Below are 16325 nucleotides of genomic sequence, written 5' to 3' on the forward strand. Positions count from 1 at the left end.
AATGGCAAAAGCTATGAGCGGACAAATGACCGTGAAGCCGTCATTGGAAGGCGTTCTCGCCTCGGCGAAAGCCACCAAGGGCGCAAAGGGCCTGCCGCCCGTGCACAAATGGAATCCGCCGTTTTGCGGCGATCTCGACATGCGGATCGCGCAGGATGGCACCTGGTATTATCTCGGAACGCCGATCGGGCGGCCGGAACTGGTCCGGCTGTTTTCCACCATATTGCGCAAGGACGGGGACGATTATTTCCTCGTGACCCCGGTCGAGAAAGTGGGAATCACCGTGGACGACGCGCCGTTCGTGGCCGTCGATTTCACGCGCGAGTACGAGGGCCGGGATCAAGCCCTGACGTTTTTCACGAATATCGGGGATCGTGCGACCGCCTCGGAGGCCAACCCGATCCGGGTCGAGATCGACGCGGACACCGGGGAGCCGAGACCCTATGTCCTGATCCGTGCCAACCTCGAAGCCCTGATCGACCGGAAGAGCTTTTACCGGTTGGTCGATCTTGGCGCGCATCACGAAATCGACGGTGTCGCGTGGTTCGGCCTCTGGTCCGAGGGGAGGTTCTTTCCGATTGTCCGGTCATCAGACATCAAGGATGCATAGGGCGTCAGTGCACGACGAATTCGGCGTGAAGTGCGCCTGCGGCCTTGATGCTCTTGAGGATGTCGATCATGTCGCGCGGGGCCACGCCCAAGGCGTTCAAACCCGCGATCACCTCTGACAGCGACGTGCCCGGCGAAACCTCGGCAAGGGCCACGCCCGGTTCCTCTTCGATCCCGACATCGGTTCGCGGCACCACGATCGTGGTGCCTTCGGCGAAGGGGTTGGGTTGCACCACGATCGGCCTTTCCTGAACGCGCAGGTTGAGATTGCCCTGAGACACGGCAACGCGGGAAATGCGGACATCCTGCCCCATGACGATGGTGCCCGATCTTTGATCGACAACCACCCGCGCCTTGCGCTCGGGTTGCACGAGGATGTTCTCGATCCGGCCGATGGCATGGGCCGGCGAGCGCGCGTTCATGGCAGTGATATCAAGCCGCACCGTCCCCGAATCGAGCATCATGGCGACCTGGCGGCCCAGCGTGGCATTGATCGCGGTTTCGATCCGCCCCGCGGTGGTGAAATCCGGCTCGCGCAGCGCGATCCGCACAGTGCTGAGCGAGGCAAGCTCGAAATCGACCTCCCGCTCCACCCGGGCGCCCGACGGGATCACGCCGGAGGTCGGCACCCCCTGGATGACGGCCGCCGCCTGCCCCTCGGCGACCGCCCCGCCCGCGATGATCGTTCCCTGTGCCACGGCATAGATCTGTCCATCCGCGGCGTTCAGGGGCGTCATGATCAATGTGCCGCCCAGCAGGCTCTTGGCGTCGCCAATCGCCGAAACCGTCACGTCGATCTGGCTGCCGGATCTGGAGAAGGGCGGAAGCGTGGCGGTCACGAAAACCGCGGCCACGTTCTTGGGGCGGAACTGTTCACCGGTTACGTTCACACCCAGACGTTCAAGGATGTTCGACATGATCTCTTCGGTGAAGGGGGCATTTCGTATTCCGTCGCCGGTTCCGTTCAGGCCGACCACGAGACCATGACCCACGAGATCGTTCCCGCGAACACCGTCAAACTCGACCAGGTTCTTGATCCTAATCTCGCTGCCCTGCGCCATTCCGGCCAGCGCCAGCAGCAAGGGGAAAATGAAAGAAAACCTCATCGCATATACCCCACAAGTGACAACCGGCCGAGTCGCACCGTGGCAGTGTAGAGGCTCTCAAGCTGAAGCTGCACCTCTTCCAGCCGGGTCACCGTTTCAAAAGGGTCCACCCCCAGAAGTGCGCCAATGGCATATTCCGATGCCGTCTTTTCGCTGGCGATCCGCGTCGCGATCTCGTCAACGCGGGCCTCGGCATATCCCAGATCGGCGCGAATGCCCGTCAGGGGATTCTGCGCGGCGACAAGCCCGTTTCCGGCGTGAACCAGGAGGCTTTTCTGCAATTCGGCCGGAAAGCCAAGAGCGGGGTCCGCCGCCAGGGCGGCGATTGCCGTGTGCTTGAGAATGTTGCGCAGTTGCGGGGCATCGGCGCCAAGATCGAGGGAAACGGTCTCGTTCTCGCCGAGCAGAAACGGCTTCAACCCGTTCTGTTCGCCGAGATAGCCATCTGTTTCGAAACCACCGCCCGGCACGGCGAACCAATCGTCGATCGCAGCCAATATGTCGGATAGGCCGGTTTCACCGGAGACCACGCCACGTATCGCGGCGAGCATATCGTCCGCACCGGCAAGGGCCGCGGAATCCGTGCGTGCCCCGGCAAAGAGTGTCTGCCCGGCGACCGATGTGTTCAGCATCGTCACCAGTGCACCGAACGCATCCCCGGCCTTGCCCGACACGGCGCGCACCACCTCGGGCAATCCCTCGTTTCCTGTGGCAAGCAGGTCCGCCGCAAGGTCGCCGGACGTCTCTTGCACCTTGTTCAGAACCGATTGCATGGCGCCGGTGAATGTCTGGGCCTCGGCTGCGGCCATGCCATAGCTTTCGAGCATCGTTCGATCGCGTTCAAGCGCGCTCAGGTAACTGAAATTGCCTTTGAGGTGCCGCGACGGATCGGCGGTCTGACCGGTCGCAAGCTCCTCGGCCAGTTGGTTGAGTTCGGACGACAATTGCGTGTTCTGCCTGCGCAGCATGACGGATTGCGCCATGTCACCGAGGGAAAGGTTGGGCATGGATCAAATCCTCATCAAGGCGTCGAACATGTCGCCGACGGTTTGCAGCAGGCGCGCATTCGCGGCATAGGCCTGTTCGATCAGCATCAGGCGCTGCATTTCCTGATCCGAATCGACCCCCTCGGCGAGAAGTTGGGAATTGGCTGCTTCGAACCGCGCCGCCGCGAAAGACTGTCCAAGCTCGCTTGCGTTGCGGTCGGTGGCAATCTGGCCAAGCAACCCGGATTGCAGGCCTGCGGCACTCATTGCAGCGGGGCCGAACGCCCCGGAGGCCGGGATCCGGCCCGCTGAAAGGGTGGATGCCATGTTTTGAAGCAGCGCGCCGTTGCCCACCGGGCCCGGCACGACCGCGCCCAACCCGTCGCGCAGGCGCCAGAGCGCGCCACCGCTATCGGGGATCACCGCATCATTAAGCGACAGGCGACCGGACAGGCCGGTTTCATTGCCGGGCGCAACGACTGCCCCGTTATCAGTGAACAGACCGGGATCGCCGGCGGCGCGGGTCGCATCGAGACCCGTGCCTTCGAACCGCTCGACAAGGTCGCGCGCCAGGGCGTCGACCTGGGCCTGGACGTTCGGGGCAATCTCGTCGCGCACATCGAACAAGGCCCCCAATCGTCCGCCCCGCATCGGGCCGGTCACGGTGTCGGTCGCGACCGGCCTGCCGTTGATCGTCAACCCTGACAGCTCTCCACCGGCCCGTGTCATGTGTGGCGCAATGACGTTGGTCGCCATGAACCCGACCTGCGCGGCGGCGCCATCGAGAAGGATTGCGCCCCCGGGCGTAAAGAGCGCGACCGCACCAAGATCACGCTGCATTTCCTTGACCGGGACGATCTCGGCGATGCTGTCGATGAGTACCTGCCGCTGGTCTTCGAGTGCCGATGTGTCGCGCCCGCCCACCGTCGAGGCGGTGATTTGCAGGTTGATGTCGCGCACCTGTGACAGGAGAGCGTTCAGATCCTCGACATCACTCGCAATATAGCGGTCCGCTTCGCCACGCATTGATTGGACACCGTCCGAGACCCGTTTGAATCCGTCGGCAACATCCCCGGCGCTCTGCACGACGGCACCGAGACGTTCGGCCAGGTCCGGGCGGCTGGCCGCCGCGATCAGCGTGCTTTCGAACCGCGTGATCGTTGCGCCAAGCGATGCAGGGTCGGTGGGCAGCCCGATCAATGATTCAAGTCGCGCGTGGACTCCGGCCTTCTCATCCGTCTCGGCCCGGGCGGCGGTCGCGATGCGAACCTCGGACAGCAGGCCAGGATTCACATGGCGGGTGGTGCCCAGAACGGCAACACCGCCATGCGCGCCCAGGCCGTTCGCGCCCAGTTCGATCGTGCGGGGGCCATAGCCGGGGGTCATGGCGTTCGACAGGTTCGACGCCGTCACCTGGGCAGAGCGTGAGGCCGCATTCAAACCCGAAAGCGCGTTGGACAGGGCTCCGGACAGGGTCATGACAAACTCCTTGGGGGGGAAATGTGTCTCAAGTCATACCTCAGCGTTTGATATTGGTGGTTTCCTGAAGCATCTCGTCCACCGTCTGAATGACCTTGGCATTCGAGGAATAGGCCCGTTGGGTCTTGATCATCGAGGTCAGTTCGCCCGCGACATCCGTCGTCGATTCTTCCCTCGCGAAGGACGCGATATCACCTGTTGGTCCGTCGCCCGCATCCCAAAGGAAATACGAACCGCTTTCCGGCGATGGCAGATAGGTTTGTTCGTCCAATGCCACCATCCCGTTCGGGTTGGCCAGATCGACAAGGGGAACCTGATAGATCGTTTGCGTGACCCCGGTGTCGAACAGCGCCCGCACAATGCCGTTGGCATCGACTTCAACCGAAGTCATGTTTCCCGCCGGGAACCCGTCCTTCGAGATCGTGCCCGGCGCAAAGGTATCCGAAAGCTGGGTCAGCCCGTCAGACGCGCCGAAAAGCCCGATATTGAGTTCCATCGGCCCGCCCGCAACGTCGACGATCAAAGCACCCGTCGCAGGATCATAGGCGCCCCCCGTGACCGCCGTGACCGATTGCAGCGTTCCGCCCGAGGCGCGGCTGTCGTCGAAGACCAGATCGTATTCACCGATGGTCACCCCCGGTGTCACCGAATCCGAGAGGGTCATTGTCCACGCGTTCGACGACCCCGCCGCCGGAACGGTTGGCATGAATTCGATGATCAGATTCTCGGAGATCCCGAGATTGTCAAAATACTCCACCGACAGTTCCGAAGCCGTTCCGGGCGCACCTGCCTCGGTCTGGACCGCCGGAAGATTGAGGGCCAGGTCGATCTTGGTGGTCGGCTCGCCCGAGAACTGGTTTACGTTGATGCGAACCGGCTCAAGCCCGTCAGGCGTGTCCCGCGGATAGGTCGGAATGGTGCCATCCGCCAAGGCCGGCCAGCCAAGCAGAACCTGCCCGCCTTCGGACTTGAGATAACCGTTTGCATCGGTGCGGAACGAACCGGTTGTCGAGAGATACATCTGGGCCTGGCCATTGCCGCTCTGCACATCGGAAATCTGGGCCACCGGGAGCATACCGCGACCGCGCACCGCAAGGTCGGTGGGATTTGCTGTCGGGACCAGCGCACCCCGCTCGTCGATCAGGCGTTGCGTCGTGCTACGGACACCACCGGCGGAATAGGTCCCCCCTTGGGACGAAATCACCATGGAATGAAAATCGGCCTCGATCCGTTTATAGCCGAACGTGGCCGAATTCGCGATATTGTCGGAAATCGCCGCCAGCCTTGTCGCATTTGCGGCAAGACCGGCAACCCCGGCATTGAGCGAAGATGAAATCGTCATGGATACGCCTTTCTGCTGCACCAACCTCAGTCAGCGACAAGGCTTAACGCGTGGCCATTAACACCGGCCTAACGGCTAAAATCCTCAGCGATTTCACCTGCTGTCCCGCAAGATGACGATCTCGATCCGGTTGTTGCGAAGCGACATCGGGTTGCCGGTGGCCAGGCTTCGGTCGGCATGTCCCGTCACCCGCTTGAACCGATCCGCTGTCAGCCCGGCCTCATGGAGCGCGACCCGCATTCTGTCGGCGCGCGATGACGACAGGCTCCAAACCGGGTTCTCGACCATGACCACAGGGCGCGCGCGTGTATGCCCGTTGATCGCGACACCATTCCCGATCTGGCCCAACACCGGCATGAGAAACGTCACGATCCGGTCCAGCAATTCCGTCGGGGAATCGCCGCCGGAATTGAATATCTGCTGACCCTCTGCATCGAAAAACTCGAGAACCAACCCTTCGTCGGTCACGCGCGAAACGACATGCTTGCGGATGTCATCCGGTATCGCGCTTTCCCCGCCACGACCCATGAGCGCCTCCTGGATCTGCAAGAGGCTATCGATCTGATCATCCTTGTCGGTTGGTGTCACCCCGGCATCAATGCCGTCTGCGGACAGGCCGCTTTCGCCCCGCGCCTGCCGGGCTTCCGTCGGGCGCAGCTTCGTCGCACCCGTGCCGTTCTGTGGCAGTTCGAGCTCGGAAAAGGCGCTGTTTCCACCAAATGCCCCATCCCCGCCACCCGACACCCGATGGATGGGAATCGTCGGGCTGAAATAGTCGGAAACGCCCTTTCTTTGCTGCTCTGTCGTCGCGTTCAGCAGCCACATCAAAAGGAAGAACGCCATCATGGCCGTCACGAAATCGGCATAGGCTACTTTCCACGCCCCACCGTGGTGACCGCCACCGGCAACGATTTTCTTCCGTTTGATGATGACTGGCGCGGCATTGCTTTGCGCGCTCATCTCACCACCTTTTCAACTCACCCAGGAAAAGGTGTAACAGGCCAAATCTTACCCTTGTCTTAAATCTCGATTTTTCAGGATCAGGAGTCCGCCACGCGCAAGGTATCACCCGGCGAGATCATCGGAGTCAGTTCGATCCTGGTCGGTGACGGGTCGGCATCGCCGCTCTGGCTGCGCCTTAGAATGATCTCGGCCGCCTGTCGGCCAATCTCTGCCCGGCAGGCATCCATCGTGGCAAGCCGCTTGGGCAAGCCTTGCAAGAGTTCGACACCATTGAAACCGGCCAGGCCGATTTGCCCGGGCACATCGATCCCTTGCTCAAGCAGGTAGAGAAGCCCCCCGGCCCCGATCATGTCGTTGGAATAATAGATGAAATCAACGTCATTGGTGCGCGACAGGACGGCCTCGGTCATTTCCCGCCCCTTGGCCAGCGCCGAACCGCCGGAATAGAATTCGTGATCCGCCACCTCGATTCCCGCCTTGGCCAAAGCCTGGGTAAACCCTTCAAACCGCTTGCGCGCACGATGGTCGAGCGGCATTTTCGTGCCGAGAAACGCGATCTTCCTGTAGCCAGCCTCGACGATCGCCTCACCCATCTTGCGCCCCGCCGCGCGATGCGAGATCCCGACGACCGAGTCGATCGGCTGACCGTCCGTATCCATGATTTCCACAACGGGGATACCGCTGGCCATAAGCATTGCGCGCGATGCGTCGGAATGTTCGAGCCCGGCAATGATCACCCCGGAGGGGCGCCAGGACAGCATTTCGTAAAGCACCTTCTCTTCCTTCTCGGGAAGATAATCGGTGATTCCGACCACCGGTTGAAGCTCGCTGTCTTCCAGGGTCCGGCTGATTCCGGTCATGACCTCGGGAAAGACCATGTTCGACATCGACGGGATGATCACCGCGACAAGATTGACCCGCTGGCTCGCCAATGCGCCGGCGATCTTGTTGGGCACATACCCAAGGCGCTTGGCCGCCTGAAGCACTTTCTGACGACTCGCCTCGGAAACATCATCCCGATTTCGCAACACGCGGCTGACCGTCATTTCCGAAACGCCGGAGGCTTCGGAAACATCTCGCAATGTCAAGGGTCGCTTCGGAGGCGTGGTCAAGGGGTGCTGCCCGGCATGAGTTCTCTCGATCCAGTTAGCCCGAAGCGTCAACCCTGTTCAACCCGTGACGCAAGCAGTTAGAGACAAAGGCAGCGCCAAGGGCAAACATGGTCATGACAAGGCGGCAATCCTGCGTTAACAAGCCCGAAGATGGCCCCGTGGCTCAACTGGATAGAGCAGCCCCCTCCTAAGCGGAGGGTCTGGGGCCGAAAGAAGATGGAGAGACAGACGGTTAGGGAAAAGTCAGCCTTGCGCGAACCGTTTTCCGAACCGTATGAAGGTGAAAACTAGGCCCCGTGGCTCAACTGGATAGAGCAATCCCCTCCTAAGGGATAGGTTGCAGGTTCAAGTCCTGCCGGGGTCGCCATCTTCCCATTAAGCTCATGAAATATTTCACTTTTTAGATAGACTTGCGAGCAGAGGAAGATCCTCGTCGCGCGATGCCCGAGAAATTGTTGGCCTAACATGCCCGATGTATTTCCGCCGTTGCCCCGGGTTCATGTATGCTTCCGCTTGCTCGTTCCTGAAGAACCGAGCTTGAACTACCCTGCTGCCGACAACCAGCTCAATCGGCACATTCGAATGGTTGAACAGTTCCAGCGAGACACAGCCGCGAAAGCCCGGCTGAAACATCGAGTTGATGCTGATCCCGAGGCGATGGTAGCTGCTTCTGCTGATTATGTCCGCGTACACGTCCAACGGCAATCCCACGTATTCAAGGGAGGTCGCTAGGACAGTCTGTCCCGGATGTATGAGGAAAACGTCCCCGAGGTCGCGTCTGGTGGACTGGAAAAAGACCTCAGGCCCCGAGTGGTCATGATCGGGGTGCAAGCTGATGCTGGGTCTTTGGTTGAGGACCGAAACGAGGAAGTCATAACCGAGGCGCAAGTCAACAGAAACTGCCCCGACTTGATCGTCTCCCAACAGGGGGTCCATGAAGATCTGCCCCTCCTTCCCGCTGTTGATCCTAGCCCTGAGCTCCTCTCTAGTTAGTAACGACACTGTCCCATCTTTCTCGAATTTCGAAGTTACGGATAGATTTTTCAACTAAGTCGTTGACTGTCCGCTCAATTCCATGGACGTCAACCCCTTCGTCTATCCATGGCGCAGCGCGGTTAGAAATCTGGTCAAACAGGTATTCCCACCCGCCGTAGAAGATCCCATAGAGCTCCGCGTCTTCCAGAAGTCGATGAGGCAGGACATCGTTGAAGGAGGCCGTGAGGTCCGGCAGCTTAAAACGCTGACTCAACGAGGGTAGTTTTCGCGCCGCTAGGGTCGCTTGGAACAGATCGACCATTGGATTTTGATGGCCGCCTAGGAAGTGCTCGATCACCTCAACACGTTTGGCCGTCGCGGGGTGGGTGTGGCTGGCTCCATGGTTTGGTGCAATAGCCAAGAGAGACTTCTTGCTGCCCTCGCCTGTATAGCAGGCGGAAAACAAGTCTGCGAAGTGCTCCATCCTGTGATTTAGATTTGCTTCACGCCAGATTGCAGGATGTAGGTTCGCTGGGGGTGGTCCCGGCTGTGCGAACAAGAGCGACAACTCGGAAATCTTGTAGTGGTGATCCACAAAATGACCGAGTTCATGAAAGAGTGGGATGCAGAATATTGGCCGGTGTTTAAATGCCTCCGGCGATCCTATTCGAACCAAGAGGGGCGAGTAACCCTTTGTGTCAAACATATTCAAGGCACGCGCAATATGCGACCACAGGTCCGCAGGGTTAAGGAAGAACCCAAAGTGTTCGAGCGACGCGCTAGAAATCAACGCGTCATCGTTGATCCACTCTTTGAGCGCTTTGGAAAGTACATACTGAGCCTCATGAGGGGCGTCATTGGATCGGCTTCCCTTGAGGAACTGCATGACGTGCCACGCATGCTCCTGAAACTGACGCACGACCTCTTCAGGGTAGCTCGCGGCATTTTCAATTACATGGACAATCGCCTCGACGGTCCGGGAGGCAAAGTCACGAAAAGCGGGATCGAAGTACGCCGACTTAGATAGCTGCGTATATCTCTCGACTAAAATGTGCAGATTGACGATTGGCGTCACAATCCGCCTCCAAGTTGCTTAAAGCATTCTGGGCGGCTGCACTCGCAATGTCATCCTCTTTCAGGATTTCTTCGACAGCGCTGCGAAGGTCATCATTGGTCGAGAGTTTCACCGCCAGCGAAACAGCATCCGGCAGCGCGGTCGGTGCTGATGCAGCTGGATCGCGCAGGAGATCAAGCGTCTGTGTGAGCACATCCTTCAAGTAGTTCTTCAAGCTCTCGGGGTATTTTTCGCCCCGTGCTTCAAGCAACAAAACGAGCTTGATGGTTTCGAGGGGGTGCTCAGAAGTAGGCGAAGCTGCGGCTAACATTTTTGTCTCCCCTGATTCGTGTACTGTGAATCAAGTGGTGAATCGGGTCAACTCGTCTGTCTCAAAAAATCGAGTGACCGCGCGCGAATTTGCTAGTGGATGGTCGCCCGGTCACTCTCGAACACTGCCCAGCTTGCCCGGAAGAAGCCGTAGGCCACCAAGGCATCGTGCGAGAAGGTCGCCACGCCGATCCGCGCCCCGACCTCGGGCGCGCGGGCCATGTCCGCCCAGACGACACGCCGCCCGACGCGGCGGGAGAGCAACCCAAACAGGCCGCCCAACCGAGCGGCGGGGACGCCATAGAAGCGGGCGAAGCGCACCACGTCAGCGGGGGTCGGCCAGCCGTCTCCCTCCGGGTCATAGGCGGCCCATTCGAGCAGCGCCTGATGGGCGAGCCGTGTGGGTTCATCGAAGACGATGCCGTAACCGTCCACGATCCGCTGGTCGCGGGTCATTCGCCGCCCTCCAACGCTGCAATGTCGCGCTCAGCCAGCGCCGATGCGATGCGCGCCGTGGCGTTCCGGCGGCCCGATGCGAACTCGCGGTCAGCATTCAGGGCGCGCTGCTGCGCCTGCTTCACCGAGGCGATGGCTGCCCGGGCCTGCCCTACATCCGCGCCCACCAGCCGCTCGGCCAGCTCCACCGGCGAGACGGCGCGGCCCTTGCGCGGCATCCGGTCGAGCAGCGCGGCGACGGCGGCGCCAAGCACCCGGTCCTCGGTCGCCACGGCCAGCACTGCCGCCGTCTTCAGCTCAGCCGGGCCAGCGCCCGAAAGCTGCGCCATGTGGTTGGTGCGCTTGTCGCCGCCGATCCCGGTGCGGGCCAGCGCGACCACGGGCGAAGCCCACAGAGCCTCGGATGCAGAGAGGCCCGAGGCCAGCGCATTGAGCTGGCGCAGGATCGCCCAGCGGTCATCGTCGGAACTCTCGCGCAAGTCGGCCCGGGCCTTCACGCCCATCTTGCGCCCAGCATTCTCGGCATCGAGCTTGCCGAACCCCGCCCGGCGGGCGCTGTCGGCGGCGTCCTGCCCCTGCTTCTGGATCGCGGCTTCCAGCCGGTCGATCATTGCGCGGTGCTTCTCCTCAAGGCGAGTGGCCGTGGCCGCCGCATCGGCCAGCTCGGGCAGGCCATAGAGGGTGCCCGCCGGGGGCAAGGTCGGGGGATTGTCGGTGGTGGAGATGGTGGCTTCCATTGTCGGCTCCTGTCTAGGTGTCACGGGGCCGACGCGCTGCCACTGCGCTGTCAGGGTCGCCATCGCCCCTTTCCTGCGGACAACTATAACTTGAACGCCATGCGCCTCAGAGCGCTATTACTTGTTGCGAAAGTGCGAACATTCGCGTCCACTGAGTCCAGCATCTAAGAAATTTGGACGGTTTCAATGGCCAGCAAAGCAAGGGCTGCCTTCGATAAGAACGCCAAAGATATTGAACGGCTTCTTAAGGTTCACGAAGAAATCGGCGGCACCGGGCCTGGGCGGCGCTATGGTCTCGAAGTATTGAACAAATCCGCAATAGTTCTGATTACTGCGTTTTGGGAGGCATATTGTGAAGACGTGGCAGCGGAAGGTCTGGCACACATCATAAAACATGCGAAAACGGCGGATGCCCTACCCACGGAACTCAAGAAGCTTGTTGCGAAAAAGTTGAAGAAAGAAGCTCACGAACTCGAAGTGTGGAAAATCGCCGATGAAGGCTGGCGCGCTTATTTGACTGTGCATTTGGAACAGCTAAAGGAAGAACGGGACCGAAGGCTGAATACTCCAAAGACTGATCAAATCAATGAGCTTTTCAAGACGGCTGTTGGAATAGAAAAAATGTCGAGCCATTGGTATTGGCCGAAGAAAATGAAGGCAGACAGAGCGACCCAAAAATTGGACGAATATGTTACGCTGCGGGGGGCGATTGCCCATCGAGGTCAACACGACACGAGCGTCACTAAGAAGAACGTGACCGACTATTTTGAGTTCGTGCAAGCTCTCGTAGGGAAGACCGGAGGGCAAGTAAACACGCACGTAAAGAAGGTGACGGGCAAACCTCTTTGGTTGCCCAAAAAAACTAAATAACCCGGCGGATCAGGCGCGGCGGCTCGGTGCTGACGAGGTAGCTTGCGGCGTCCAGCGCGTGGTCCGGCCCGTCCGTCTGACAGTCTTCGGGGTTGCGCTGCGAGCGACCCAGGTACGGCACGGTGTTCAGGAAGTAGGTGCAGCGGGCCGAGACAAAGAGCCCGGGCCGGGTGCCGTCTCCCGCCGCCTGCATCAGCTCGCGAAGCTTCGGCAGTCGGGCTGTGCGCCGCCCCTTCACCGAGGGCCAGAAGTGGACGCCCTCCTGCCGGAACAAGTCCGACACCGCCGCCTGATCCGAGGCCTGAGAGGCGAACTGCGCGCAGTCTAGGATGCCCGAGGCACGGCGCGGCGGGATGCCCCACTGCGCGAGAGCTTCGAGGATGTCGGCGGCGACCTCGGAGACCGGCGCGCGAGTGCCCCTGTTCAGGTCTTCGGGATAAGCGGTGTGGACCTCATCGAAGATGAAGAAGGACCCCTTCGGCATGAAGGTGCCTGACACCTCCGCCCCCGGTGAGATCGCCGCGAACAGGACCACCGCCGGGGCCGTGGTGCCCCAGTCGCAGGAGTAACGGATTGCCCAGTTGAGGGGCTGGCTGAAAGGCCGGTCGGCTGGATCTGGCGGCGCGACCACATTGCGCGCCTCATCGAACACGCCCCCGAAGTAGTCACCGGCAACGGCAGTCCAGTCACCGTCAATCCACGCCTGCGCAAGGCCCGGGTCAACCTTGGCGATGGCGGCGAGCTGAGCGCCGTACTCCTCCGGCAGGCGGGGGTTGTCGGTCAGCTTCGACGGGCAGCGGACATAGGTGCGCCCCGAGACGGGATCGGTGACGGGTGCCCATGCAGGCCGCCCGAAGATGAAGCGTTTGGCGATGGCGGCGTGGCCCGGGCCGCCCGGATTCGCGGTCATGATGAACCGGCATGGCACGCCCGACGCAGACCGGAGGCAGCCGCGCAGGAAGTCGAACATGCTCAGGTCGGCATACTGCCCGACCTCCTCGGCCACGATGCAGTCGAAACTCTTGCCCTGTAGCGGCAGGAGGTCCTTGTGCGCTTCGAGGTTTCGCAGCTCGACATAGGCCCCGTTCGGCAGCCGGAAGACGTGCTCATTCGCGTTGTGTCGGGCGGCTGTGCCGTAGCGAAGCCGGAAGATGGACAGCAATTCATGCTCAAGCTCGGAGAGCGCGCCCTGCGTCCGGCGGGTGATGAGGGTGCGCGACTGTGCGCCCCAACGCTCGGCCCGGCGGAAGACCTCAAGGATCGCGGCATAGGTCTTGCCACCACCACGCCCGCCGTCCAGCAGCAGGTCCCATTCGAGGGGCAGCGACAGGACGCGCGCCTGAAACAGCGTGGGAGCAATGTCGATGGTGGCGGTGTTCTGCATCATGGGGTTACTATAGCTGGAACAATGGCTTGCCGCCCCGGGAGATACTTGTTGCCTGACCTTACCCAGATGACCGCCGCCGAACTCCTCGCGCTCCATGCCCAGATAGGCGAAGAGCTGCGGGCGCGCGGTGTCGTGCGCAGTGCCAACAATCCGACCGGCGACCTAGCCGAACACCTGTTCTGCGCCGCCTTCGGCTGGGCTCAGGCCCCGAACTCTGAGCGGGGATACGACGCGACCGGGCCGGACGGGACGCGCTTCCAGATCAAGGGGCGCCGGGTGCACCGGCGCAACCCGTCGCGCCAGCTGTCAGCTATCCGCGACCTTGCGGGCGGGCACTTCGACGTGCTGGCGGGCGTGATCTTTGATGATGACTTCTGCGTGGTCAGGGCGGCGCTGATCCCGCGCGGCGTGGTGGAGGCACGGTCAACCTATGTCGCCCATACCAACAGCCACAAATTCATCCTGCGGGAGGACGTTTGGTCAGCGCCCGGGGTGCGCGACGTGACTGCCGAGGTCGCGGTGGCGATGCCCTAGCCCAAAAAAGATGAGCGGGCTCCCGAAGGAGCCCGCTCTGTTTGATATAGAGCGCAAGGCGCTCTTTCGATTTAGAACCTGGTATGCCCTTGCGGGTTTGCCAGTGAATCAGCCTACTTGGACGAAGTGGCGGTCTGTCAAATTACGGCTTTTCGTCACTTTTCGGCTCCGTAGACAAAGGCTGGAATTCAGAACCAATTGAGGAACTCAACCCAACCTTTAATGCACGCTGCACTTCTTTGACAGCGGCGACTAAATGCTTTTCATCAGATGGAACCACCAAGGAGATTTTCACCTCCACGCCGATCAAACCATTCGTGTGACCGACTGTCGTGGCCGAAGGGGAATTGAGCATACCGCATTCGCATCCACCTTCCTTGCTGCGTTGGCTGTCAACGTTTGACCGCCGCCACTGAGATATCCGGTCATAGACCGGTATTCCCGCCGCCGCTGCTCCTATGATCGTGGCAACTGCTGCCGCGATCATAAGGAGCTCCATCACTAGCCCTTGCAGTCCTCATTGCTTTTGCGCATAGAAAACTCCGAGACTACGACTACGAGCCTTGTAAATATTGGATAGCACTGCTCTCTTTTCAAGTTTTTTTTGCAGCCGGAGCCTAGAACTGCTCAATCAGGTTCTTTCGAAGGCGTCACGTCCACCATCTTGCGGTAGTCCTCGGGCGTCATGGCGGAGGGGAGGTTGATGTTGACCTGCACGGCACTACCGCCGCCCTCCAAGGGCTCGCCCTCGCGGTACGAATGGCGGGCCTTCAACAGGAACATGCCCGCGATCACGTTGCCTTCCATCGCCGTCTCGTAAAGCTTCGCCACCAGCGCGTCATGCTCTTTGGCCCTCCCCCGGTCCAGCGCCTCCTGAACCTCAGGCTGGCGCTCGCGCACGTTTCGGAATGCATCCTTGCCCATGCGCAGGGCCTTGGCGATGGTGGCGACGGCAACGCCCCGGGCAGCCAGTTCCTCGACCACCTTCAAGCCACGCCGGCCAACGCGCCACTCGCTCTTGCCGGCGTCATTCACGACGCGCCGGGCGGGGATTTCAGGCTTGGCTTCCATGCGCCTCCTCCTTCATCTCATTGGCGATCCGCTGCACGACAGACTTGCCCACGCGCAGCTCCGCCGCGATCTTGTTGATGCCTAGGCCCTGCGACCGGAGCGAGCGGATTGCCTCGCAGGTGCCGTCGCCCGTCTCTGGCCGACCGAACCTGACGCCCCGAAGCCGGGCACGGACGATCCCGGCGTGGGTGCGCTCGACAATCATGTCACGCTCGAATGCCGCGAAGACCGAGGCCATGCCCAAGAGCGCGCGGCCCGCTGGGGTGGTGGTGTCCACCGCCTCGCGGTCAAGGTAGAGGTCGCAGCCGATCTGCCGCACCTCCTCGAAAAGGGCCGCGAGGTTGGCGAGGCTGCGCCCGAGGCGCGACACGTCAACAGCGGCGATCAGGTCAAAGCGCCGCCGCCGGGCGTCGGCCATCATCCGGTCAAGCGCCGGGCGCGAGCGGCTGGCGCCGGATGCCGTATCGACATACTCCTGCACTACGTCCCACCCGGCCCGCTCGGCCACCTCCCGCAGCCGGACGAGTTGGTTCTCAGTGGTCTGGCCCCCGGTGCTGACCCGGGCATAGATCGCCACGCGCTTCGCCATCTCCATTTCTCCTCTGTGCTGCCCCGCCGATGGGAGAACATATCGTGAACAATGTGGGCCGGTCTAGCCCGGAAAGGGGACGGATGGCGGGCCGATTTCTTGCTGACTTCGCAGCCCAGAGAACCTGGGCGATGCGGCGCGCGTTTCGGGACCCCTTTTCCGGGCGGCCCGTTTCTTGCTGTCGCAGCGCGGATCAGCATGGCCAGGGCGGCGGTGGCCGATCTGGCGCGCCCTTTTACCGGGGCGGCAGGCGCGTGTTGCTGCATCCCCCTGCCCAGAGAAGCGGCGCGCAGCCGCCTTCCCGATCTTCCCGTTTCGGATCGGCGCGCCCTCAGAACGGGATGCAGGGTGCAAGGTCGTAGCGCCCAGAGAACGAAGGGTTTTCCGACATAGGCTCCCGTTCTTCCCGTTCCTCCCGTTCTTTTAGAGAGTTAGAGAAATGAGAGAGAAGACGCGCAGAAGAAGGTCCGAGAAAGGAGAAAAAAGGAACCGCGTCGGAAAACGACTAGAACGGGAAGAACGGGAGCCGATGCGCTAACCCCCAGCGGGGGCGCAACTATCTGGCACGGTGGCGCATCCCGTGTCAATCGGCATCCAAAGCTGACCCCCTATCGGCATTCAAAATTGACCCCTTTGAGCTGAGCAGGCCCGGCGCTGCGTAGCCCTCACATAGCGCAGCGGCGGCGGGCCTGCGGGGGTCCGGGTTGGCGCTATGCGCGGTTCTT

Annotated in this window: 18 protein-coding genes and 1 tRNA gene; 4 read left to right on the plus strand and 15 right to left on the minus strand. The window is 61.3% G+C overall.

Translation table 11 applies throughout. The features are described from left to right. The first annotated feature begins 13 nt into the window (after positions 1 to 13). The gene (locus FLO80_RS10500) at positions 14 to 610 is read left to right on the plus strand and encodes a DUF1285 domain-containing protein (RefSeq protein WP_111368144.1); all 597 of its coding nucleotides are present in this window, start codon (positions 14 to 16) and stop codon (positions 608 to 610) included. A 4-nt stretch (positions 611 to 614) separates the two neighbouring features. Here FLO80_RS10500 and FLO80_RS10505 read toward each other — a convergent pair whose 3' ends face one another. The 6 genes from FLO80_RS10505 to FLO80_RS10530 form a co-directional block, all read right to left on the minus strand. Then, positions 615 to 1715, minus strand: coding sequence for a flagellar basal body P-ring protein FlgI (locus FLO80_RS10505; RefSeq protein ID WP_111368146.1), 1101 nt, complete (start codon positions 1713 to 1715; stop codon positions 615 to 617). Continuing rightward, positions 1712 to 2722, minus strand: coding sequence for a flagellin (locus FLO80_RS10510; protein WP_111368149.1), 1011 nt, complete (start codon positions 2720 to 2722; stop codon positions 1712 to 1714). The genes FLO80_RS10505 and FLO80_RS10510 overlap by 4 nt, the downstream gene beginning before the upstream one ends. 3 nt (positions 2723 to 2725) lie before the next feature. Beyond that, positions 2726 to 4180: a flagellar hook-associated protein FlgK gene (gene flgK, locus FLO80_RS10515; RefSeq protein ID WP_111368151.1), complete on the minus strand. Its 1455-nt coding sequence runs from the start codon at positions 4178 to 4180 to the stop codon at positions 2726 to 2728. A gap of 40 nt (positions 4181 to 4220) precedes the next feature. Then, positions 4221 to 5522, minus strand: a complete 1302-nt coding sequence (locus FLO80_RS10520) for a flagellar hook protein FlgE (RefSeq protein WP_188078263.1) — start codon at positions 5520 to 5522, stop codon at positions 4221 to 4223. Positions 5523 to 5615: 93 nt separating this feature from the next. Next, positions 5616 to 6482, minus strand: coding sequence for a flagellar motor protein MotB (locus FLO80_RS10525; RefSeq protein ID WP_111368156.1), 867 nt, complete (start codon positions 6480 to 6482; stop codon positions 5616 to 5618). Between the two features lie 80 nt (positions 6483 to 6562). Continuing rightward, positions 6563 to 7597, minus strand: coding sequence for a LacI family DNA-binding transcriptional regulator (locus FLO80_RS10530; RefSeq protein WP_111368159.1), 1035 nt, complete (start codon positions 7595 to 7597; stop codon positions 6563 to 6565). Positions 7598 to 7887: 290 nt separating this feature from the next. On the opposite strand from FLO80_RS10530, the gene FLO80_RS10535 reads away from it, so the two are divergent. Further along, a tRNA-Arg gene (locus FLO80_RS10535) sits at positions 7888 to 7964 on the plus strand. A gap of 26 nt (positions 7965 to 7990) precedes the next feature. Here FLO80_RS10535 and dcd read toward each other — a convergent pair. The 5 genes from dcd to FLO80_RS10560 form a co-directional block, all read right to left on the minus strand. Then, on the minus strand, positions 7991 to 8599 hold the full coding sequence (gene dcd, locus FLO80_RS10540; protein ID WP_111368162.1) for a dCTP deaminase: 609 nt from the start codon (positions 8597 to 8599) through the stop codon (positions 7991 to 7993). Further along, on the minus strand, positions 8583 to 9647 hold the full coding sequence (locus FLO80_RS10545) for a hypothetical protein (protein ID WP_146611061.1): 1065 nt from the start codon (positions 9645 to 9647) through the stop codon (positions 8583 to 8585). Before FLO80_RS10545 ends, dcd begins: the two co-directional genes overlap by 17 nt. Continuing rightward, positions 9592 to 9957, minus strand: coding sequence for a hypothetical protein (locus FLO80_RS10550; RefSeq protein ID WP_111368167.1), 366 nt, complete (start codon positions 9955 to 9957; stop codon positions 9592 to 9594). Before FLO80_RS10550 ends, FLO80_RS10545 begins: the two co-directional genes overlap by 56 nt. 92 nt (positions 9958 to 10049) lie before the next feature. Further along, entirely contained in the window at positions 10050 to 10412 is a 363-nt protein-coding gene (locus FLO80_RS10555; RefSeq protein WP_111368169.1) for a hypothetical protein, read from the minus strand. Continuing rightward, the gene (locus tag FLO80_RS10560; protein WP_146611062.1) at positions 10409 to 11212 is read right to left on the minus strand and encodes a hypothetical protein; all 804 of its coding nucleotides are present in this window, start codon (positions 11210 to 11212) and stop codon (positions 10409 to 10411) included. Before FLO80_RS10560 ends, FLO80_RS10555 begins: the two co-directional genes overlap by 4 nt. A 123-nt stretch (positions 11213 to 11335) precedes the next feature. Here FLO80_RS10560 and FLO80_RS10565 point away from each other — a divergent pair, with 123 nt between their 5' ends. Beyond that, on the plus strand, positions 11336 to 12019 hold the full coding sequence (locus FLO80_RS10565; RefSeq protein WP_111368174.1) for a HEPN domain-containing protein: 684 nt from the start codon (positions 11336 to 11338) through the stop codon (positions 12017 to 12019). On the opposite strand, the gene FLO80_RS10570 is transcribed toward FLO80_RS10565, so the two are convergent. Then, entirely contained in the window at positions 12012 to 13406 is a 1395-nt protein-coding gene (locus FLO80_RS10570) for a terminase large subunit domain-containing protein (protein WP_188078264.1), read from the minus strand. The genes FLO80_RS10565 and FLO80_RS10570 overlap by 8 nt on opposite strands. Positions 13407 to 13454: 48 nt before the next feature. Between FLO80_RS10570 and FLO80_RS10575 the strand changes: the two genes are divergently transcribed. After that, on the plus strand, positions 13455 to 13940 hold the full coding sequence (locus FLO80_RS10575) for a hypothetical protein (RefSeq protein ID WP_223145479.1): 486 nt from the start codon (positions 13455 to 13457) through the stop codon (positions 13938 to 13940). 142 nt (positions 13941 to 14082) lie between these two features. On the opposite strand, the gene FLO80_RS10580 is transcribed toward FLO80_RS10575, so the two are convergent. The 3 genes from FLO80_RS10580 to FLO80_RS10590 all read right to left on the minus strand — a co-directional run bounded on the left by FLO80_RS10580 (position 14083) and on the right by FLO80_RS10590 (position 15600). Next, positions 14083 to 14427, minus strand: coding sequence for a hypothetical protein (locus FLO80_RS10580; RefSeq protein ID WP_146611063.1), 345 nt, complete (start codon positions 14425 to 14427; stop codon positions 14083 to 14085). A gap of 140 nt (positions 14428 to 14567) precedes the next feature. Next, positions 14568 to 15011, minus strand: a complete 444-nt coding sequence (locus tag FLO80_RS10585) for a hypothetical protein (protein WP_111368183.1) — start codon at positions 15009 to 15011, stop codon at positions 14568 to 14570. Then, positions 14995 to 15600 carry a recombinase family protein gene (locus FLO80_RS10590; protein WP_111368212.1) on the minus strand — a complete coding sequence of 202 codons (606 nt, stop codon included), beginning with the start codon at positions 15598 to 15600 and terminating at the stop codon, positions 14995 to 14997. Before FLO80_RS10590 ends, FLO80_RS10585 begins: the two co-directional genes overlap by 17 nt. Positions 15601 to 16325 lie beyond the last annotated feature (725 nt).

The sequence above is a fragment of the Aquicoccus porphyridii genome (genome assembly GCF_008369105.1).
GTDB classification, from domain to species: domain Bacteria; phylum Pseudomonadota; class Alphaproteobacteria; order Rhodobacterales; family Rhodobacteraceae; genus Aquicoccus; species Aquicoccus porphyridii.